The 19,610-nt window shown below is 34.9% G+C and carries 20 protein-coding genes; 9 read left to right on the forward strand and 11 right to left on the reverse strand.

Annotation, left to right across the window (positions count from 1 at the left end; translation table 11 throughout):
- Positions 1-8 precede the first annotated feature (8 nt).
- The 3 genes from clpX to PI23P_RS02560 all read right to left on the reverse strand — a co-directional run bounded on the left by clpX (position 9) and on the right by PI23P_RS02560 (position 3,491).
- The gene (gene clpX / locus PI23P_RS02550) at positions 9-1,244 is read right to left on the reverse strand and encodes an ATP-dependent Clp protease ATP-binding subunit ClpX (protein ID WP_004569158.1); all 1,236 of its coding nucleotides are present in this window, start codon (positions 1,242-1,244) and stop codon (positions 9-11) included.
- Positions 1,245-1,341: 97 nt separating this feature from the next.
- Positions 1,342-2,004 carry an ATP-dependent Clp endopeptidase proteolytic subunit ClpP gene (clpP, locus tag PI23P_RS02555; RefSeq protein ID WP_004569159.1) on the reverse strand — a complete coding sequence of 221 codons (663 nt, stop codon included), beginning with the start codon at positions 2,002-2,004 and terminating at the stop codon, positions 1,342-1,344.
- 164 nt (positions 2,005-2,168) lie between these two features.
- Entirely contained in the window at positions 2,169-3,491 is a 1,323-nt protein-coding gene (locus PI23P_RS02560) for a trigger factor (RefSeq protein WP_004569160.1), read from the reverse strand.
- Between the two features lie 338 nt (positions 3,492-3,829).
- On the opposite strand from PI23P_RS02560, the gene PI23P_RS02565 reads away from it, so the two are divergent.
- Complete coding sequence (locus PI23P_RS02565) at positions 3,830-4,714, forward strand: hypothetical protein (RefSeq protein ID WP_004569161.1); 885 nt, start codon at positions 3,830-3,832, stop codon at positions 4,712-4,714.
- A 3-nt stretch (positions 4,715-4,717) separates the two neighbouring features.
- Here PI23P_RS02565 and PI23P_RS02570 read toward each other — a convergent pair whose 3' ends face one another.
- The 3 genes from PI23P_RS02570 to PI23P_RS02580 are packed head-to-tail and all read right to left on the reverse strand — an operon-like array spanning position 4,718 to position 8,319.
- Complete coding sequence (locus PI23P_RS02570) at positions 4,718-6,526, reverse strand: GNAT family N-acyltransferase (RefSeq protein ID WP_004569162.1); 1,809 nt, start codon at positions 6,524-6,526, stop codon at positions 4,718-4,720.
- A 57-nt stretch (positions 6,527-6,583) separates the two neighbouring features.
- A complete protein-coding gene (locus PI23P_RS02575; protein ID WP_026288462.1) occupies positions 6,584-7,837 on the reverse strand; it encodes an aspartate kinase in 1,254 nt (417 codons plus the stop codon).
- A 2-nt stretch (positions 7,838-7,839) separates the two neighbouring features.
- A complete protein-coding gene (locus tag PI23P_RS02580) occupies positions 7,840-8,319 on the reverse strand; it encodes a GNAT family N-acetyltransferase (RefSeq protein WP_004569164.1) in 480 nt (159 codons plus the stop codon).
- A 189-nt stretch (positions 8,320-8,508) separates the two neighbouring features.
- Between PI23P_RS02580 and fbp the strand changes: the two genes are divergently transcribed.
- Positions 8,509-9,519 carry a class 1 fructose-bisphosphatase gene (gene fbp / locus PI23P_RS02585; protein ID WP_004569165.1) on the forward strand — a complete coding sequence of 337 codons (1,011 nt, stop codon included), beginning with the start codon at positions 8,509-8,511 and terminating at the stop codon, positions 9,517-9,519.
- A 110-nt stretch (positions 9,520-9,629) separates the two neighbouring features.
- Complete coding sequence (locus PI23P_RS02590; protein ID WP_004569166.1) at positions 9,630-10,238, forward strand: superoxide dismutase; 609 nt, start codon at positions 9,630-9,632, stop codon at positions 10,236-10,238.
- A gap of 108 nt (positions 10,239-10,346) precedes the next feature.
- Here the strand turns inward: PI23P_RS02590 and PI23P_RS02595 are convergent, their stop codons facing one another.
- Together PI23P_RS02595 and PI23P_RS02600 are read right to left on the reverse strand one after the other, a co-directional pair.
- Positions 10,347-12,245, reverse strand: a complete 1,899-nt coding sequence (locus PI23P_RS02595; RefSeq protein WP_004569167.1) for an amidophosphoribosyltransferase — start codon at positions 12,243-12,245, stop codon at positions 10,347-10,349.
- Between the two features lie 86 nt (positions 12,246-12,331).
- Positions 12,332-13,258: a PfkB family carbohydrate kinase gene (locus PI23P_RS02600; protein WP_004569168.1), complete on the reverse strand. Its 927-nt coding sequence runs from the start codon at positions 13,256-13,258 to the stop codon at positions 12,332-12,334.
- 72 nt (positions 13,259-13,330) lie between these two features.
- Here PI23P_RS02600 and PI23P_RS02605 point away from each other — a divergent pair, with 72 nt between their 5' ends.
- The 4 genes from PI23P_RS02605 to PI23P_RS02620 are packed head-to-tail and all read left to right on the forward strand — an operon-like array spanning position 13,331 to position 15,525.
- Positions 13,331-13,756 carry a SufE family protein gene (locus PI23P_RS02605; protein WP_004569169.1) on the forward strand — a complete coding sequence of 142 codons (426 nt, stop codon included), beginning with the start codon at positions 13,331-13,333 and terminating at the stop codon, positions 13,754-13,756.
- 11 nt (positions 13,757-13,767) lie between these two features.
- Complete coding sequence (locus PI23P_RS02610; RefSeq protein ID WP_004569170.1) at positions 13,768-14,088, forward strand: iron-sulfur cluster assembly protein; 321 nt, start codon at positions 13,768-13,770, stop codon at positions 14,086-14,088.
- 39 nt (positions 14,089-14,127) lie between these two features.
- Positions 14,128-14,637 carry a DUF2480 family protein gene (locus PI23P_RS02615; protein WP_004569171.1) on the forward strand — a complete coding sequence of 170 codons (510 nt, stop codon included), beginning with the start codon at positions 14,128-14,130 and terminating at the stop codon, positions 14,635-14,637.
- A 24-nt stretch (positions 14,638-14,661) separates the two neighbouring features.
- Positions 14,662-15,525 carry a DUF3078 domain-containing protein gene (locus PI23P_RS02620; protein WP_004569172.1) on the forward strand — a complete coding sequence of 288 codons (864 nt, stop codon included), beginning with the start codon at positions 14,662-14,664 and terminating at the stop codon, positions 15,523-15,525.
- A gap of 36 nt (positions 15,526-15,561) precedes the next feature.
- Here PI23P_RS02620 and hflX read toward each other — a convergent pair whose 3' ends face one another.
- Positions 15,562-16,770, reverse strand: a complete 1,209-nt coding sequence (gene hflX, locus PI23P_RS02625) for a GTPase HflX (protein ID WP_004569173.1) — start codon at positions 16,768-16,770, stop codon at positions 15,562-15,564.
- A gap of 280 nt (positions 16,771-17,050) precedes the next feature.
- Positions 17,051-17,269, reverse strand: a complete 219-nt coding sequence (locus PI23P_RS02630) for a hypothetical protein (protein WP_238299966.1) — start codon at positions 17,267-17,269, stop codon at positions 17,051-17,053.
- Positions 17,270-17,351: 82 nt separating this feature from the next.
- Here PI23P_RS02630 and glpQ point away from each other — a divergent pair, with 82 nt between their 5' ends.
- Positions 17,352-18,359, forward strand: a complete 1,008-nt coding sequence (glpQ, locus tag PI23P_RS02635) for a glycerophosphodiester phosphodiesterase (protein ID WP_004569175.1) — start codon at positions 17,352-17,354, stop codon at positions 18,357-18,359.
- A 1-nt stretch (position 18,360) separates the two neighbouring features.
- Positions 18,361-18,894 carry a hypothetical protein gene (locus tag PI23P_RS02640; RefSeq protein ID WP_238299967.1) on the forward strand — a complete coding sequence of 178 codons (534 nt, stop codon included), beginning with the start codon at positions 18,361-18,363 and terminating at the stop codon, positions 18,892-18,894.
- An 89-nt stretch (positions 18,895-18,983) separates the two neighbouring features.
- On the opposite strand, the gene PI23P_RS02645 is transcribed toward PI23P_RS02640, so the two are convergent.
- Positions 18,984-19,604 (reverse strand): hypothetical protein, encoded by a 621-nt coding sequence (locus PI23P_RS02645; RefSeq protein ID WP_004569177.1) that lies wholly within the window; start codon positions 19,602-19,604, stop codon positions 18,984-18,986.
- Positions 19,605-19,610 lie beyond the last annotated feature (6 nt).

A 19,610-nucleotide genomic window follows, 5' to 3' on the forward strand; every position in this document is an offset into this window, starting at 1 on the left:
TTTATTTTTTAAGAAGCCGCTCTTAATTTTTTCAAAGTAGTATTTGTTAATTTTCCTTCTGCATATACTCTTGTTACATTCAATATTTTCTCGTCTGAACTTGGCAATTCGTACATGGCATCTGTAAAGATAGCTTCACACAAAGAACGCAATCCTCTTGCCCCTAATTTATATGTCACAGCTTTTTCTACAATATAATTTAATGCATCCTCTTCAATCGTAAATTCCACGCCATCCATGCGAAACAACTTCGCATATTGTTTAACAATTGCGTTTTTAGGTTCTGTTAAGATTGCTCTCAGCGTTACGGCATCCAAAGGATTCATATAACTTAAGACTGGCAATCGTCCAATAATTTCTGGAATCAAACCAAAAGCTTTTAAATCTGACGGAATCACATACTGTAATAAGTTTTCTTGATCTACTTTATCATCATCTAATGAAGCGCTAAAGCCAACAGCCTGCATATTCAAACGCTTGCTAATAATTCTTTCGATACCGGAAAATGCACCCCCCGCAATAAATAAAATTTCTTTCGTATCTACTTCTACGAATTTTTGCTCAGGATGTTTTCTTCCTCCTTTTGGCGCAACATTTACAACCGTTCCCTCTAATAATTTTAACAATGCTTGCTGCACACCTTCACCAGAAACATCACGCGTAATAGACGGATTGTCCCCTTTCCGTGCAATCTTGTCAATTTCATCAATAAAGACAATCCCCCGCTGCGCCTTTTCTACATCATAATCTGCAGTCTGCAATAATTTACTTAAAATACTTTCTACATCTTCACCAACATAACCTGCTTGTGTTAATACCGTCGCATCTACAATTGCAAACGGCACGTTTAACATTCTTGCAATTGTTTTTGCTACTAAAGTTTTTCCTGTTCCAGTTTCACCCACTAAAACAATATTCGATTTCTCTATCTCTACATCGTCATCGTCTTTGGTTTGCAATAAACGCTTGTAGTGATTATAGACAGCAACCGACATGGATCTTTTTGTTTCATCCTGACCAATGATGTATTGGTCTAAAAATTCTTTAATCTCTTTGGGCTTTTTAAGTGTTAAATCTTCTGACAAATCACCTGTTTTTGTCCCAGTGACTTCCTCTTCCACAATCCCGTGTGCTTGCTCGATACACTTGTCACAAATATGTGCATCCATACCAGCAATTAACAAGTCTGTTTCTGCTTTTTTTCGTCCACAGAACGAACATTCTAAATTTTCTTCTTTCGACATTATCTTTAGCTTTTAGCGATTCGCTTTTGTGCTGTTACAATTGGCATAAAGGGTCTTTTTAAAAAAACCTTTATGCCATTCGTGATGAAAAATTATATTATTTCTTTCTTTCTAAAACCTCGTCAATCATTCCGTACACTTTTGCCTCATCAGCTTTCATCCAATAATCTCTATCCGAATCCTTGTGCACTTTTTCAATTGACTGCCCAGAATGACTTGCAATAATTGCATACAACTCATCTTTTAATTTCATGATTTCTCTTGCCGTAATTTCAATATCAGAAGCTTGCCCTTGTGCTCCTCCTAACGGTTGGTGAATCATAATTCTTGAGTGTGGTAAAGCAGAACGCTTGCCTTTTTCTCCTGCACACATTAATACAGCGCCCATTGAGGCTGCCATTCCTGTACAAATCGTAGCAACATCTGGCTTTATAAACTGCATTGTATCATAAATACCTAAACCTGCATACACTCCTCCTCCTGGAGAATTGATATAAATTGAAATGTCTTTATTGGCGTCTACACTTTCTAAAAACAATAATTGTGCTTGAATAATATTAGCAACTTGGTCGTTAATACCAGTTCCTAAAAAAATAATTCTATCCATCATAAGACGTGAAAAAACATCCATCTGGGTAATATTCATCTGGCGCTCTTCCATAATATATGGCGTCAAACTACTTGTTATTTTTGTGTAATTCGTACTGCTAATTCCGTGGTGCTTTGTCGCGTATTTTTCGAACTCTTTTCCGTAATCCATGTTTGTGCTTCTTTTAGTATTTGTTTTGTAAAGATAAGGACTATTTCTTAGTCTTTTGGTACTTGTTCTGGCTACAAAAACCTGAATCTTACAACTCAGGCTTTTCTCTTTGGGTCTCTGTGCGATACTTAAAAAAGGTATGAGACACGAAACCAATCTATAAATTACTTATAAACTTCTTTTGTAAACGCTTCGTAAGAAAGTTCTTTTGACTTAAAGCTCATGTTCTCTTTATAAAAAGCCAATAATTTTTGACTGATCAATTGCGATTGTAATTTTTGAGCTTCTTCTTGATTTTGTAAAATTCTACCAGCAATATCATCCAATTCTTTTTCTTCTGGATTCATGTTGCCAAATTGTGCCATCTGCGTGCGGATAAATCCTTTTGCATAGGCCACTAATTCTGTGTAATCTATTTTGATATCGTGGTCCTTCATAATCTTTCCTTCGATTAATTGGTACCGCAAACCATTTTCAGACTTCGCAAATTCAGCGTCAGCCTCTGCTGGAGTTAAAGGTTTCTCTCCAGCTGTTCCCAACCATTTTTTCAAAAACACTGCAGGCAATTCAAATTTTGTGTTTTCCACTAAATGTCCGGTAATCGCATTTAACAATTGCTGGTCTCCTTGCTGCTTGAATTGGATTTCTGCGTCTTCTTTAATCTTAGCTTTTAACTCTGCTGCAGAAGTCACACTGCCGTCTGCGAATAACTTATCAAACAACTCCTTATCTAAATCTGCCAGTGCTGTTGTTGTTATGTCGGTAATTGTTAAAGTTACTGAAACTGGTACATCTCGTATTTCGTCACCAGCAATATCTAAAATAGTTTCTAACTTTTGAGTCTCCTCAAATAAATCTTTCGTTTCTAACTTGATCGTATCTCCTGATTTAGCTCCTAGCAGCTTCTTGTGATTTTTCTTCCCTTTCAAATCCTTTAAAAGAAAAGTCCCTTTTGTGTTGATTTCTTTTTCTTCATTCACAAAAGTACCGGTAACACTCGCCTCTAAAACTACTTCATCGACAGGTGTTGCAATACCATATCTTGTTTGGATGTTTATCAACTCTTCTTCCAACAGTTCTTCAGTTGCAATAATTTTATATTCAGTTACTTTCTTTTTAGACTTTAAATCTACTTCAAACTCTGGAGTTAGACCGAGCTCAAATTCAAAAGAAAGTGTGGCTGCATCCCAATTGAAATCTTCTTTTACTCTGGGTAACGGATTTCCTAAAAGGGCCAACTTTTCTTCTGCTAAAAACGCATTCAAAGATTCCTGTAAAAGCTTGTTAACTTCTTCCATAAGAACGGCCTTTCCAAACTGTTTCTTGATCATGCCCATCGGTACCTGTCCTTTTCTAAAACCAGGAACATCTGCTTTTTTACGACGATCCGTGAGTAATTCCTCTACTTTTGCTTGATAGTCTTCTGCAACAATATCAACTTTTACAACTGCATTTAATGCATCTATGTTCTCTCTAGTTATATTCATTTTTTTGCTCTTTTTATCTTGAAAAATCGATTGCAAAATTAGCCAAAAATATTGTATTTAACAAGCATTTAAAGAGTTGAATTTAAGCCTAAAGTATTCCTGTAAAGGGACACAGTCCGTCAATTCTAAAGAATTATTGATTTTAGCACCTTCGTAAATTGTTCTTTTCACATCCATTTTAAGAAACGACACCAGCTTCCAAAAAAACACGTTTGTATCTGAACTCAAAAAAAACTAATTTTGTGTATCAGTATTAACAAGTACCAGTAGCTCTTGAGTTTTAGATTGTTTCCGAAAGCTAAAATCTTTCTCCATACCGCGCTACTTTTTTTTTCAATATGGCATATATCCTTAAAAATAAAAACCTAGAAATCAAGTTAGATCTTCCTACTGAAAAGTACAACTTTTCAAGATTTGATTGGACTGGAAAAATCACAGCATTGAATTTTCAAGGAATTCAACTAGCAAGTGTAGAAAGTATTGACACAGTGCATCCAAATTCTTGTGGAAAAGGATTTTATAATGAATTCGGCATTGACACTGCACTCGGCTTTGAAGCTGCTAAAATTGGAGGCTGGTTTCATAAAATTGGTGTCGGCTTGCTAAAAAAAGAAGATGCCAAATACCACTGTGCTAAGAATTATAAAATTAAACCTGCCGATTTTAAAGTTAAAGCCTTAAAAAACAAAATCGCTATACTTTGCAAATCTGAAATAATACATGGCTATTCTTATCTGTTAAAAAAAGAAATTGAATTACAAGAATATGGATTCGTCATTAATTATTATCTCGAAAATACGGGTACCAAAGAAATCATTACTGACGAATATGTCCATAATTTCACGGCTATTGGTACTGATTTCATTGGAGATAATTATACCCTAAAATTCCCGTTTCAACTAAAACCCAAACTTTTTATAAAGACGGTAAATCCTGAAAAAAAAGTTATCCTCGGAAACCAAACAATTCAGTTTATAGAAACACCTACAAACCCTTTCTTTTTTAGCAACCTTTCGGGTGGCGAAAAAGTTTTGGCAAAGTGGGAGCTGATGCATCTTAAAAATAAAATTGGCATTCGGGAGACTGGAAATTTTTTAACAGATAAAGTAAATCTTTGGGGGACAAAACATGTGATTAGTCCTGAATTATTTATTAAAATACAACTCCAACCAGGACAATCAACTACCTGGACAAGAACATATAATCTCTTTAAAGCAACATAAATGTTATTGGGCATTGCGCAGCGCAGTAACTTTGCGTTCTAACTCTTCTTGAAATTCTTCCATCACTGGTCTTACGGTACTTTCTGGTATTTCTGCCACCTTAATGTACAACAATCCATCAATAGCATTGTTAAACTTAGGATCTACATTAAAAGCGACCAAACGCGCATTTTGTTTGACATATTTTTTAATTAAAACGGGTATCCTTAAGATTCCAGGCTCAATTTCATCAATTATTTTATCAAACTTTTGCATGTCTGCCTTGGTTGCATCGAACACAAAATCTTTGTCATCATCCTTTAACTGAACCTTATACTCTTTCTTTGGACGAATATACTGGGCAATATACGGATCATAATAATGAGATTTCATAAACTCAATCATCAAGGATTTAGAAAAATCAGAAAACTGATTGCTAATAGAAACCCCTCCCATTAGGTATTTATATTCGGGGTGGCGCAATGTTACATGCACAATTCCTTTCCATAATAAAAATAGAGGCATTGGTTTCTGCTGGTATTCACCGATAATAAAGGCCCTCCCCATTTCTATCGTATCTTCCATCATTTGATACAACTCAGGCTCGATTCGAAACAGCGTGTTGATGTAAAACCCTTTGATTCCGTAAGTTTTATAAATTTCTTTTCCAAACCCCATTCGATACGCCCCCACCAAACAATTTGCTTCACGATCCCATAAAAATAAGTGATTATAATAGGCGTCATACTTATCTAAATCAATCTCTTTATTGGTTCCCTCACCCACAGCTCTAAATGTGATTTCACGCAACCTACCAATTTCCTGTATTAAATTTGGAATGTCTTTTGCATTTGCAAAAAAGACTTCATAATTTTTACTCTCTAACAGACGACCTTCATTTTTTCTTAAAATGGCTACTTCTTTTAAAAAAGCCTTTTTATCACCCTGTGGCCTTATTTTTCTTATTTTCTTTTTAATTTTAATGTTTTTTCTTGAAATTAATCTTTTTGATTTCTCAAAAGGGTTTGCCAGCATATAGGTTTTCCTCCGAAGAAACTCAGAAAAATCAGGAATCTCATGAAACGCTTCCTGATCCTTCACGGAAATTGGTTTTCCTATTCTTACTTTAATTACTCTAGTTCCCTGAGAGAAAACTTCTGAAGGGAGTTTTGCAGTTCTTAACGTACTAGATATTTTAGACAGCACATAAAATAGCCTACTATTTTTTGCATGGAAGTAAATGGGTATTACTGGTACCTTTGCTTTTTTAATCAATCTAACAGCTCCCTCCTCCCAAGGTTTATCTACATTTAACTTTCCTTCTTTGTGGGTAGAAACTTCCCCTGCAGGAAAAATACCCAAAGGCTTTCCTTCTCTTAAATGCAACAAGGCACTTTTAATACCAGCAAGACTAGATTTTGCTTCCTTTCTAGATTCGAAAGGATTAACTGCCATTACATATGGTTTTAGAGGAACTACTCTGTGTAATAAGAAGTTGCCAATTATTTTATAATCTGATCTTTGCGCAACCAATAGTTTCAGTAACAAAACACCGTCGATTCCACCCAAAGGATGATTTGAAACCGTCACGAAGGACCCTTCTTTCGGAATTCTTTTTAAATCTTCCTCAGGAATTTCAAACTTAATTTTACAATCGTTTAAAACTCCATTTAAAAACGCTAAATCTGATTTGTTTTTATTGTTATCGTAGATTTTATTAATCTTAGAAATACGAAGTATTTTTAGCAAAATCCATCCTATAAAAATTCCAAAAAAATCAAGTTTTTGTAATCCAAGAACTTGTGCAATTTCTTTAGACGTTACGAGTCCCATAAATTATCGTTAGTAATAGAAGCTGCAAAAATAGTAAAAAAAGAAATGTGTAGAATATTAATTTGTCTCTAAAACGATTTGAATTGTTTCCTTATTCACTTGGGTTAACAAAGAAGTTCCTTTTGCTTCAATAAGGGCAACCGCATTTTCATTAAAATGACGAACAGTATATAAGTCAACTCCCTGTTGTACTTCAATTTTAAACTCCTTTTTTAAAGCATCATGAAAGGCATCAAAGTTTTTAAATTTATTATCGATACACACAGAAAAACTGATGGCAGAATTTTGAATTACATTTACCTTTAGTTGATACTCGTGTAGTTTCTGAAAAATATAACTGATATTATTCTCTACCATAAAAGAGAAATCTAATGCAGAAATTGAGACTAGTATTTGGTCCTTTTTAACAATAAAACACGGAATATGAGGCACTAACCTTACTCCCTTACTAACCCTAGTTCCCATTTCTTTAGGGTTTATAAAAGAACGCACCAATAATGGGATATCGTTTCGCTCAAGGGGCTGCAATGTTTTAGGATGGATTACAGAAGCTCCATAAAACGCCATTTCAATTGCTTCCTCATAGGAAATTTGCTCCAATAAAGTAGTCTCCTCAAAAACCCGGGGGTCTGCGTTTAAAACACCTGATACATCTTTCCAAATAGTAACGCTCTCTGCATCTAAGCAATATGCAAAAATACCCGCCGTATAATCGGATCCCTCTCTTCCGAGGGTCGTGGTATTTTCAGTATCATTCGCGGCTATAAAACCCTGCGTAATATTTAATTTAGAAGCATCCAACTTCTTGCTAATTATATCTTGGGTTAAAGCCCAATCTACTTTGGCATCTCTGTAATTACTGTCTGTTTTTATATAATTCCGTACGTCAAACCAATTGTTTTCAATTCCTATTTTTGTAAGGTAGGCACTTACTATTCTCGTAGACAATAATTCTCCAAAACAGATAATTTGGTCGTAGACATAATTATACCGTTGCGAAGTATTTCTTGCTAAAAACCAACTCAATTCACCCAAAAGTATATCGATTTCTTTGTAAATTGGATCGTTTTTATCAAATAAATCATTGATAATTGTTTTGTGGAAAGCTTCAATAAAGCCAAGTTTTTCGGACAGCTGATCTGTTTTGTAATAATAGGCATCGATTACCGCTTCAAATGCATTGGTAATTTTCCCCATTGCAGAGATTACCACCACTGTATTTTCAATGCCTTCACTCTGCAAAATAGTAATTACGTTTTTCACACCTGCAGCGTCTTTGATAGAGGCTCCCCCAAATTTAAAAATTTTCATTTTTAATTCTCTTGAATAAATTTTGCTAAATTTTCTTTGTTCATTTGAATCACAGACCAATCGTTTAAATAAGTTGCTCCGGTGCTTTTATAAAAATCAATTGCATTGGTATTCCAATCGATGACCTCCCAAGCAACTCTGTTAAAATCATGAGCATGCGCGTATTTTAAAACAGCAGCATACAGCGCTTTTCCCGCACCAATCTTTTGTTTGCTTTTCGTTACAATTAAATCCTCTAGATGAATTGTACGGCCTTTCCAAGTAGAAAAACGCTCATAAAATAAAGCAATACCGATTATAATTTGCTCTTGCTCTGCAACGAACACCTTAAATTTCGGATGTTCAGAAAAACCATCTTGCACTAAATCTGCTACGGAAATATCAACAGCATCAGGTTCCTTTTCAAAAACTGCCAACTCTGTTATTAAATTGAACACCGCTTGCATATCTTTTATTTCTCCTAGTCGTACATTAAAACTCATTTTCTAATAATTTTATCAAAGATAGTTTTTTTGAATTCGCATAAAAATATTTACCTTTTTTGTACACTTATTTTTAATTTGTTTAAAATTAGGAACGGTGAAAACATTTGCACTGTAAAATTGAAAACGAAATCGTTGTAGTTGTAAAAAAAAACGGCATCTTTGTTGTCGCCATTCTAAACAAAAAACATGTCGCATAAAATTCAAACTTTAGGAGAATTTATTATTGAAAATCAAGATTCTTTTAAGTATTCTTCAGGAGAACTTTCAAGACTCATCAACTCTATTCGATTGGCAGCCAAAGTTGTGAATCACGAAGTAAATAAAGCAGGTTTAGTCGACGTTATCGGCGCTTACGGTGAAACAAATATTCAAGGTGAAGATCAACAGAAATTAGATGTTTACGCCAATGACAAGTTCATTCAAACACTCACAAAAAGAAATATTGTGTGTGGTATTGCCAGTGAAGAGGAAGACAGTTTTATTACCATCAATAGCCAAGATGAAAAGAACCAAAATAAATATGTGGTTCTCATTGATCCTCTGGATGGTTCTTCAAATATTGATGTCAATGTGTCTGTAGGAACTATTTTTTCTATTTACCGAAGAATTACGCCGGTTGGAACCCCTGTGCAACTCGCTGATTTCTTACAAAGAGGAAGCGAGCAAGTAGCTGCGGGCTATGTAGTCTACGGCACTTCTACCATGTTGGTATATACCACAGGTGCCGGTGTCAACGGCTTTACTTTAAACCCTGCTATTGGAACCTTTTATCTATCACATCCTAAGATGCAATTCCCTGAGGATGGCACTATTTACTCTGTAAATGAAGGCAATTACTTTGATTTCCCTGAAGGCATCAAAAAATACATAAAATACTGTCAAGAAGAAGAAGACGACAGACCCTATACCAGCAGATATATCGGTTCTCTAGTTTCAGATTTTCACAGAAATATGATTAAAGGTGGTATCTATCTATATCCAAAAGGGTCTAGAAACCCCAGCGGAAAGCTGCGCTTGTTGTATGAATGTAATCCAATTGCTTTCATCGCAGAGCAGGCAAATGGAAAATCCTCCGATGGATATACGCGCACACTAGAGGTAGTGCCTACAGCATTGCACCAAAGAGTTCCATTTATTTGTGGAAGTAAAAACATGGTCGACACAGTAGAGGCATTCATGCAAAAATTTGGCGAATAAATCTTATTGATACTATTATAAGGGATCAAAAGCTTAATATTTTGTAAACTGCTGCATATTGAGTAAATTTGCAACAACGAATAGAATATGAACTTTAAAACATAAAAAAAATGGCTTTTCAATTACCAGAATTAGACTATGCGTACAATGCATTAGAACCTAATATAGATGCGCAGACGATGGAAATTCATCACAGTAAACATCACAACGCATATACAGCAAAGTTAAACGGCGCGGTTGCAGGAACAGACTTAGAAGGAAAATCTATTGAAGATATTTTAGCTAATTTGGACATGAGCAATGGTGGCGTAAGAAATAATGGTGGTGGTTTTTACAATCATTCTTTATTTTGGAAAGTAATGAGCCCAGAAGGCAAAGGAGCGCTTTCAGGAGAGTTAAAAGAAGCTATTGATGCTGCTTTTGGATCTAAAGAGGCTTTTATGGAAGCTTTTTCAAATGCTGCTGCAACTCAATTTGGTTCTGGATGGGCTTGGTTGTGTGTGCACAAAGGAGGAAAAGTAGAAGTTTGCTCTACACCAAATCAGGACAATCCGTTAATGCCAGGTGTTACTTGTGGCGGAACTCCTATTTTAGGTTTAGATGTTTGGGAACATGCATACTACTTGAACTACCAAAATAGAAGACCTGATTACATCAATGCTTTCTTCAATGTAATTAATTGGACCGAAGTTGAACGCAGATTTAACGAAGCTAAATAAACAGCTTAATTTTTGTAATCCAACATTGATTGAAGATTACAACTACTAATAAAATAAAAAAGCATCCAATAACTTGGATGCTTTTTTTATGGAATACTCTTCAAAATTTTAATAGGCTCTTTTATCGTTTCCTTCATAAAAGTTTATAAAAGCTTCGTTTACCACTCTGTTTCCTCCTGGTGTTGGATAGTCCCCTGTGAAATACCAATCTCCTAAATTATCGGGACAGGCTTTGTGTAAATTTTCTACCGTTTGGTAGATAACCTCAACGCTTGCTCTGATATCTTTTGTCTTTAACATTTGCGCAATTTTAGCAGACACCTCTTCCGTGGTGAAGGGTGCATAAATTTCTTTTACAAAATTCACGATTTCAACATCACTTTTTGATTGTTGTTCTTTTGATTTTTTATACACATCGGCAATCACATACTCTTGCTTCGTATCTTCTAACAAGCCAATAGCCGCCTTAAACGCAATAAATGCCTCAATTCTTGCCATATCAATTCCATAACAATCTGGATACCGAATCTGCGGTGCAGAGGAGACCACTACTATTTTCTTGGGACTTAACCTGTCTAAGATTTTAATAATGCTTTTCTTCAAAGTCGTGCCACGAACAATACTATCATCAATAATAACAAGATTGTCTGTAGGCTTTACAACACCATAGGTAATGTCATATACGTGTTCTACTAAATCATCTCTACTGCTATCGTCTGCAATAAAGGTCCTTAATTTTGCATCTTTAATCGCTATTTTTTCAAAACGCGCTCTTTCCGATAAAATCTCAGTGACTCTTCTTGCTGACAATTTAGTCCCGCCTGCTAAAATTTTAGCAGTTTTTTGCTGATTCAAAACATCTTCAGCAGCCTCTGTCATTCCGTAAAAAGAGGTTTCTGCTGTATTTGGAATATAAGAAAAAACAGTATTTGAAATATCCGAAGCAATCGATTCTAAAATCTTTGGAAAAACGAGCTTCCCGAGCATCTTACGCTCTTTATAAATACTGGCGTCACTTCCTCTCGAGAAATAAATGCGTTCAAAAGAACAGGCTTTATTCTCTCTTGGTTCTAATATTTTTTTTATTGCGGTTACACCACTTTTCTTAATAATTAAAGCATGCCCTCTTTCTAGTTCCTGAACATCCTCTGTATCTACATTAAAGACCGTTTGTATTACGGGTCTTTCTGAAGCAACTACAACCACTTCTTCATCTTCATAAAAATAAGTGGGTCTAATTCCGTTAGGATCTCGAAAGACAAATGCATCTCCATGACCTACTAAACCCGCCATTGCATAACCACCGTCCCAATTTTTAGAAGAACGTTGTAATACTTTTCTAAGACTTAAATGTTCCTCTATAAATGGAGACGCATCTTTTTTACTAAAACCTTGTTCCTTTGCTTTTTGATATAATTGCGCAACTTCATCTTCTAGAAAATGACCTATTTTTTCCATGACAGTTACGGTATCCGTAAACTCTTTTGGATGTTGCCCAAGTTCTACCAACTCTTCTAAAAGTTGCCTGGAATTTGTCATGTTGAAATTACCTGCAACAATTAGGTTTTGATGCTTCCAATTACTTTGACGTAAAAAAGGGTGTACACTTTCGATACTGTTTTTACCAAAGGTTCCATACCGCACATGTCCTAAAAATAAATTACCGATATAAGGCATGTTTTCCTCTTGCCATTTTACATCCTCCATCTTCTCTGGATTTTCCGCCAGTAGACTGTTTAAACGATCATTTATTTGCGCAAAAACATCTTGAATTGGTGAAGATTTATTCGATCGAACCCGACTAATATAACGCGTACCAGGAGCTACATTAAATTTCACACTTGCAAAACCGGCACCATCTTGACCCCGATTGTGTTGTTTCTCCATTAATAAATACATCTTATTAATGCCATAAAAAGCAGAACCATATTTATCTTTATAGAATTGTAAAGGTTTTTTTAATCGAACAAGTGCAATTCCACATTCGTGCTTAATAGCGTCACTCATTTAGTCTCGTTTTTAGTTATTTTATATTTTGTTGTTCCCTACATTTTCCGTAAAAAAAAATCCGCAGTGTTGACCGCGGATTCTTTTTAAGCTATATTCATATCATATTGTGTCAAGTCTTTAAAGGCCTGCAAACGATGCACAACCTCCGCTGCTGTGAGCACTTGCATGCGCTCCGTGCCAAACTTCTCTACACAGAAAGAAGCTAAATTAGAGCCATAAATGATAGCGTTTTTCATATTTTCGAAAGAAAGATCTTCTGTTTTTGCTAAATAACCACAAAAACCTCCAGCGAACGTATCTCCTGCACCCGTAGGATCAAAAACTTCTGATAATGGCAATGCTGGTGCGGCAAACATTTTACCCCCACTAAATAACAATGCCCCGTGTTCTCCTTTCTTAATGACTACATATTTTGGGCCAATTGCATGAATCTTCTCCGCAGCGTTTACTAAAGAATACTCCCCTGACAACTGTCTTGCCTCCTCGTCATTAATCGTAATAACATCTACTCTTTTTAACACTGTATGCAAATCTTCTAGAGCAATGTCCATCCAAAAATTCATCGTATCTAAAACAATCAATTTTGGTATTTCCTTCATTTGATCTAAAACAGAGGCTTGTGTCAAAGGGTGCAGGTTTCCTAACATTACAATACCCGCATCTTTAAAATGTTCGGGCACCACTGGCGCAAATGTTTCTAGTACATTTAATTCCGTAACCAAAGTATCTCTAGAATTCATATCATTGTGATATTTCCCGCTCCAGAAAAAAGTTTTCCCTTTTTCATCTACTTCAATCCCATCGGTATTGATCCCTTTAGAATTCATCATTTCTAAATAGGAAGCTGGAAAATCACCTCCAACAACCGAAACAACACCCGTTTCTACTCCAAATTGAGATGCCGCCAAACCAACAAAAGTTCCCGATCCCCCTAAAATTTTATCTGTTTTACCAAAAGGGGTCTCAATCGCATCAAAAGCTACGGTACCAACTGCTAATAATTTACTCATTTCTTAGTTTTTATGCGTAATTTTGCATTGTACAAAAACGCTTTTTTAAAAGCACAAAAATAAGTTTTAAAAATGACTATCAAAGAAATACAAGAAGAAATTATCGAGGAGTTCTCTATGTTTGATGATTGGATGGATCGCTACGAATATATTATAGACTTAGGGAAAGCATTGCCCATCATAGACAGCCAATATAAATTAGAGGAAAACCTAATAAAGGGGTGCCAATCTAAAGTTTGGTTGTACTCTGAGTTGGATAGTGACAAAGTGAAGTTTACCGCAGACAGCGATGCTATTTTAACGAAGGGAATTGTGGCATTGTTATTGCGCGTTTTTTCAGAACAAAAACCCGCAGATATTTTAACTGCAGAAACTACGTTCATAGACAAGATTGGATTAAAAGAGCATTTGAGCCCGACAAGAGCAAACGGCTTAGTATCGATGGTAAAGCAAATAAAAATGTATGCGATTGCGCAACAAACAAGATTAACAAATTAAGAACTTACACCATGACAGAAAAAGAATTAGAAGAAATCGGAGATAAAATCGTAGGCGTTTTAAAAACTATTTATGACCCCGAAATACCCGTTGATATTTACGAATTAGGACTGATTTATGATGTTTTTGTATCCGAAGAAAACAATGCAAAAATATTGATGACACTCACCTCTCCAAATTGTCCTGTAGCCGAAAGTCTGCCCTTGGATATTGAAGAAAAAGTAAAGTCTCTAAAAGAAGTAAATGCCTGTGAAGTTGAGATTACTTTTGACCCAACTTGGACTTCAGAAATGATGAGTGAAGAGGCAAAGTTAGAATTAGGAATGCTTTAAAACAATGTTTCGTGTTTAAAGTTGAATAAAAAAATAAAAATGGCTGCAGAAATTATAAATAGAGTCGCAAATAGCAAACTAAAAACATTTGATCTTGAGGAAATTTATCCAGATGGACAAAGAGTTTTATTTGATATTAAAGACTGGTTATTTGAGGAAATAATTTTAAAAGAAAAAGATTTTAGACAATTTGTTAAAGACCACGACTGGTCGAGATATAAACATTCTTTTGTTGCAGTAACTTGTTCTGCAGACGCAATTGTACCCTCTTGGGCCTATATGCTTATTGCAGCCGAAATAACCCCTTTTGCAAATAAAGTAGTTATTGGAAATTTAGAACTACTAGAAACAGTCATCTTTCAAGAGTTGTTGAATTTCGTTGACTTACGTGATTTTACTGGATGTCCGGTAATTATCAAAGGCTGTGCAGAAAAACCGATTCCGTATTCGGCTTACGCTTTTTTAATCGCAAAACTACAACCCCTTGCAAAGTCGATCCTCTTCGGAGAAGCGTGCTCTTCAGTTCCTTTATATAAAGCGAAAAAATAACAGTCCCTTTTAAACTTAATTACAATGCGAAAAATAGCACTTGGCTTTTTAATACTGCTCGCTTTCACCACCTATTCACAAAAGAAAAAGCAAGATACCGTGCCGAAACCAAAATGGAAAATTCACGGTAGACTTGCATTTATTTTTAACCAATCTTCCTTTTCAAATTGGGCTTCTGGAGGTGAAAATACCGTTGCAGGAAATATCAATATAAACTACGATTTCAACTATAAAAAAGATGACATAAACTGGGATAGCCGAGTTATTTCGGGATACGGTTTAAGTCATTTGGGAGACCATGGTTATAGAAAAACGAATGACCGATTGGAAGTAAACTCGCTACTCGGTATTAAAACTAGTAGCTATTGGTTTTTATCATTTATTGGTAACTTCCGAACACAGTACACAGATGGATTCGATTATAGCAAGGAACCAAAAGCGGTAGTTTCAGGGTTTTTCTCTCCCTCTTATTTAACTTTTGGACCAGGTATGTTATGGAAAAAATCAGATGATTTAAGCATTAATGTTGCACCAGCAACTGCTAGATATACGTTTGTAAGTGATTCATTCTCTGGCCGGTTTGGAGTAGAAGAAGGAGAGAACGTAGCGTTTAGTTTGGGTTTTAATCTTTCTAGCTACTATAAATTTCAACTGATGGAAAATATTGAAATGGAAAACATTATTACCTTGTATTCCGATTATCTAGAAAACGTTAGAAATGTAGATTTAGATTATCAAACGAATATTCGTTTTAAAGTGAATAAAAACATTAATATGCATATGACTTTTCACACGATCATAGACGACAATGCTTCTAGTAGAATTCAATTTAGACAGCTATTTGGCTTAGGTGTCAACTACAGTTTTCATGAGAAAACAATCTACTAAAGAAGCGCGTCTTAAGGCAACTGACTATAAAATATTTTATTCCCCTTCATATTCATTGTACAAAAAATCATTGTAAGGAAAGCGCTGAATGTGTATTGTTTTCACAGCTTCATAAACAACCTCTTTAAAGTCTTCTAAATTCTCTTTATTTAACGCAGAAATAAATATAGAGGTTTGTTCTTTGTCATTCATCCATGTTTTTTTCCAGTCTTGTAAGGTATAGTGTTCTTTTGTTTTTTCAGTTACAAGATCATCTTCTTTGATCGTTTCATGCACAAATGCATCAATTTTATTAAAGACCATTAACGTTGGTTTGTCTGCACATTTAATGTCCTGTAAAACACTGTTTACCGAAGCAATATGGTCTTCAAAGTTTGGATGTGAAATATCAATAACATGCAACAACAAGTCTGCTTCTCGAACTTCGTCTAGCGTCGACTTAAATGATTCTACCAACTGCGTTGGTAATTTTCTAATAAACCCAACCGTATCTGTCATCAAAAAAGGAATGTTTTTTATCACCACCTTCCTCACTGTTGTGTCTAAAGTTGCGAATAATTTATTTTCTGCAAAAACATCACTCTTACTGATAACATTCATCAATGTAGATTTACCAACATTGGTATATCCCACCAAAGCAATACGCACCATTTTTCCACGATTTTTTCGCTGAACAGCCATTTGCTTGTCTATTGTCAATAATTTCTTTTTCAGTACATCTATCTTATCGCGAATAATACGCCTGTCTGTTTCAATTTCTGTCTCTCCAGGACCCCGCATTCCAATTCCTCCTTTTTGCTTGTCAAGGTGTGTCCAAAGTCTGGTTAAACGCGGTAATAAATATTGACACTGTGCTAACTCTACCTGAGTTCTCGCAGAACTAGATTGCGCTCTTTGCGCGAAGATATCTAAGATAAGATTCGTTCTATCTAAAATCTTACAATCTAAAACTTTTTCTATATTTCTTATTTGCGCTGGTGATAACTCGTCGTCGAAAATTGCAGTTCCAATACCATTAGACTCTATATAGCCTCTTACTTCGTCCAATTTACCAACTCCTAAAAAAGTTTTAGGATTCGGCTTCTCCATCTTTTGTACGAAACGCTTTACAGCAACGCCACCTGCTGTAGAAGTTAAAAATTCTAACTCGTCTAAATATTCATCAGATTGTGTTTCGTCTTGTTGTTGCGTAATTACGCCAATTAAAACAGCCTTTTCTGATATTGCTTCTTTTGGGTCTATCATAGACTACAAAAGTACGAACTATTCTTCTCTTTAAAACATAAAAAAACGGTAACAAATGCTACCGTTAATTTAATTAATTCAAAATTTAATCAAAAAGTCTACAACTTTCCAAGCACTACAAATTTAGCTCTTCATTGCATTGCTAACTGCTGTAATATGTTAAGAAATGTGCTATTAATCGTTAATAAATAAAAAGCCTTTGTTTTTTAGAAAAGCCTTAAACAAAAGGTACTTCATTGCAATATTAGCACCATTAATTATAGAGCTGTAGCAAAAAAAATTACTTCTTTCCCTGTTGACTAAAAGCCTCTTTTAATTTCTGATCATTCAGAATGTATTTTTTATACTTACCATCTCTATAGCGATAGTAAATAAAACAAGGCATGAATACTAAAGACATATACAAGACGCCTAATCCCATAACAACCTCTGCCTTTTCGTGTGCTGTATGGATAAGATAGGCTCCAGCAAGCATCCATACTATAAACACAATAAACATTATTTTTATTATTAATTTCATCTTGTAAAATTACAAAAGTTCTATCTTTAATTTTTTTAAAAACAACCTAACTTCAAAAGATTTGTCTTATTTAAAGAAAATATTCAGAATAACAGCCGTTTTATTCATCTTATTGCATGTTTTATTCTCCTCCTGCAATACTGAAAAAAAAACGTCAACGCGAAATAACAAAATTGTAATTGCCCACAGAGGTGCTTCTGGTTATTTACCTGAACATACCATGGAATCCAAAGCAATGGCTTATAATATGAATGCCGATTTTATAGAGCAAGATGTTGTCTTAAGCAAAGACAATGTTCCTATTGTTATTCACGACATCCACTTAGAAGCTGTTACCGATGTGGCTGTAAAATTCAAAGAAAGAAAAAGAAAAGACCTTCGATACTATGCAATAGACTTTACGTTTGCAGAACTACAAACGCTGAAAGTTTACGAGCGCTTCGATCCTACGACAGGACTGGCAATTTATAAAAACCGTTTTCCTAGTACAACAGGGAATTTTAAACTCCATTCTCTGCAACAAGAAATTGAATTCATTCAATACTTAAATACCAAAACAGGAAAAAACACGGGCATTTATCCTGAAATAAAAGCACCAGAATTTCACAAAAACGAAGGAAAAGACATTGCTGTAATTGTTCTCAACGTACTTTCTAATTATGGATATAAAACAAAAAAAGACAACTGTATTCTGCAGTGCTTTGATGCAAAAACATTGAAACGGATAAGAAAAGAGTTGAAATCAGAGTTATTTTTAATCCAATTAATGGAATCCGATGAAGCATCCAAAAAACTAAACGATTTCGCTTCGTATGCTGACGGTATTGGTCCCTATTACAAACAAATTTTAAATACGAAAGTAGCCGGTACATTCAAATTCACATCGCTCGTTTCTGAAGCACACAAACTTGGTTTAAAAGTCCATCCCTACACTTTTAGAGCAGATGACTTAGGTGAATTCTCTTCTTTTAAAGAAATGATGCAGACCCTTTTAATCGATGCAAATACAGATGGTGGATTTACAGACTTTCCTGATTTAATGGTTGCCTTTTTAAATGCTAAAAAATAATATGGAAAAAATAACATACCAAATTGACCACTCTAATAACAACCTTAAAATTTACGACTTTAAAAATATATTAAAATACTCTTCAAGTTGGTTTTTAGATTTTGGAAAAACAACCTCAGAGATATACAATATAGAAAACCACGTTGTTTATACCATCATCAAAAAATTTAAATTTTGGAAATGGAGAACTGTCTACAATATTACAAACACAGATAAGGAAATATTAGCGCTCGTTGGAAGCAATATCGAAAACTCTTTGTTCGCGCTTAAAACCATCAATAACCGCTATGAAGTGAAAATTCATTACGGTCAAAAGAAATCATTTTTTAAGAATGGTATCAAAATAGCAGAAATAAATGATGCTTTTGAAACCTCAAAAGAAGAAAACACAAGCAACCTTTTACTTTCGAACTCTAATGAATTAAAAATTATATTTTTACTTATCACCTGCTTAAAGACTGGAGAAATAAATAGAAAATCAATGATAAAATCTCAAAAAAAGCTGATTCCTTTAGAGGAAGACTGGAACTCTTAAGATGTCATAATTTGTCTAAAATAGAGACAGGTTTCGCTCTATAACAATAAATTTATAGGATGCTTAAACGGTTCTAAAGAGAGAAAATATTACGCACTTAATAAACCTGGTAAAAATTGGAGAAGTACAATAACACCTACAATAATTAACGAAATAATTAATGGTTTCTTAATTTCCTCTTTTTCATACTCTAAATTTTTTCCAATATTCTTATTCCAGAAATATTCAACTAACACTGCATATCCAATACCATTAAAAAGGAATGTTAAAAAAAGCGTCGTGGGAAGATAATTTGCGAGCACCATCGTAAGAAGCGTATACAAAATTCCAAAAACCAACACTTCAAATCGCGCTTTTGATTGCTCTAATTTTTTTAGATTTCGCATCAAAAGTAACACCCCAAATAGTGTGCTAAAAAAAATCGTGAAACCGAGTATCGCTCTTTTTGAATACAAGAGGGGCCTACTTATTTGCTCATTAGCGCTTCCTTGCTCAACGTTTGCATCTTTCGATGGTTGCGCTAAACCTTCAATTTCTAATGGCACAAAATCCAGTACAATGGAATCTTTTTCAATGATACCCCTCTCTTCTAACTCCCAAACTACCGCCTGAATCGCCTCCTCATTGTACTTCTGTTTTTCCTTCAAAATAAGCGTTAACGCCGTATCCGATTTCTTGGCCATCGCCTGGGAATAACTGTTTTTTCTCATCGCCCT

It is taken from the genome of Polaribacter irgensii 23-P (genome assembly GCF_000153225.1).
In the GTDB taxonomy this organism is placed as follows: domain Bacteria; phylum Bacteroidota; class Bacteroidia; order Flavobacteriales; family Flavobacteriaceae; genus Polaribacter; species Polaribacter irgensii.

Coding starts and splice junctions, on each gene's coding strand:
- clpX (WP_004569158.1), bottom strand. CDS start 1,244: ATGTCGAAAGAAGAAAATTTAGAATGTTCGTTCTGTGGACGAAAAAAA.
- PI23P_RS02560 (WP_004569160.1), bottom strand. CDS start 3,491: ATGAATATAACTAGAGAGAACATAGATGCATTAAATGCAGTTGTAAAA.
- PI23P_RS02645 (WP_004569177.1), bottom strand. CDS start 19,604: ATGAGAAAAAACAGTTATTCCCAGGCGATGGCCAAGAAATCGGATACG.
- PI23P_RS02600 (WP_004569168.1), bottom strand. CDS start 13,258: ATGAGTAAATTATTAGCAGTTGGTACCGTAGCTTTTGATGCGATTGAG.
- fbp (WP_004569165.1), top strand. CDS start 8,509: ATGTCGCATAAAATTCAAACTTTAGGAGAATTTATTATTGAAAATCAA.
- PI23P_RS02570 (WP_004569162.1), bottom strand. CDS start 6,526: ATGGGACTCGTAACGTCTAAAGAAATTGCACAAGTTCTTGGATTACAA.
- PI23P_RS02610 (WP_004569170.1), top strand. CDS start 13,768: ATGACAGAAAAAGAATTAGAAGAAATCGGAGATAAAATCGTAGGCGTT.
- PI23P_RS02620 (WP_004569172.1), top strand. CDS start 14,662: ATGCGAAAAATAGCACTTGGCTTTTTAATACTGCTCGCTTTCACCACC.
- PI23P_RS02580 (WP_004569164.1), bottom strand. CDS start 8,319: ATGAGTTTTAATGTACGACTAGGAGAAATAAAAGATATGCAAGCGGTG.
- hflX (WP_004569173.1), bottom strand. CDS start 16,770: ATGATAGACCCAAAAGAAGCAATATCAGAAAAGGCTGTTTTAATTGGC.
- PI23P_RS02590 (WP_004569166.1), top strand. CDS start 9,630: ATGGCTTTTCAATTACCAGAATTAGACTATGCGTACAATGCATTAGAA.
- clpP (WP_004569159.1), bottom strand. CDS start 2,004: ATGGATTACGGAAAAGAGTTCGAAAAATACGCGACAAAGCACCACGGA.
- PI23P_RS02565 (WP_004569161.1), top strand. CDS start 3,830: ATGGCATATATCCTTAAAAATAAAAACCTAGAAATCAAGTTAGATCTT.
- PI23P_RS02605 (WP_004569169.1), top strand. CDS start 13,331: ATGACTATCAAAGAAATACAAGAAGAAATTATCGAGGAGTTCTCTATG.
- PI23P_RS02640 (WP_238299967.1), top strand. CDS start 18,361: ATGGAAAAAATAACATACCAAATTGACCACTCTAATAACAACCTTAAA.
- PI23P_RS02595 (WP_004569167.1), bottom strand. CDS start 12,245: ATGAGTGACGCTATTAAGCACGAATGTGGAATTGCACTTGTTCGATTA.
- PI23P_RS02630 (WP_238299966.1), bottom strand. CDS start 17,269: ATGTTTATTGTGTTTATAGTATGGATGCTTGCTGGAGCCTATCTTATC.
- PI23P_RS02615 (WP_004569171.1), top strand. CDS start 14,128: ATGGCTGCAGAAATTATAAATAGAGTCGCAAATAGCAAACTAAAAACA.
- PI23P_RS02575 (WP_026288462.1), bottom strand. CDS start 7,837: ATGAAAATTTTTAAATTTGGGGGAGCCTCTATCAAAGACGCTGCAGGT.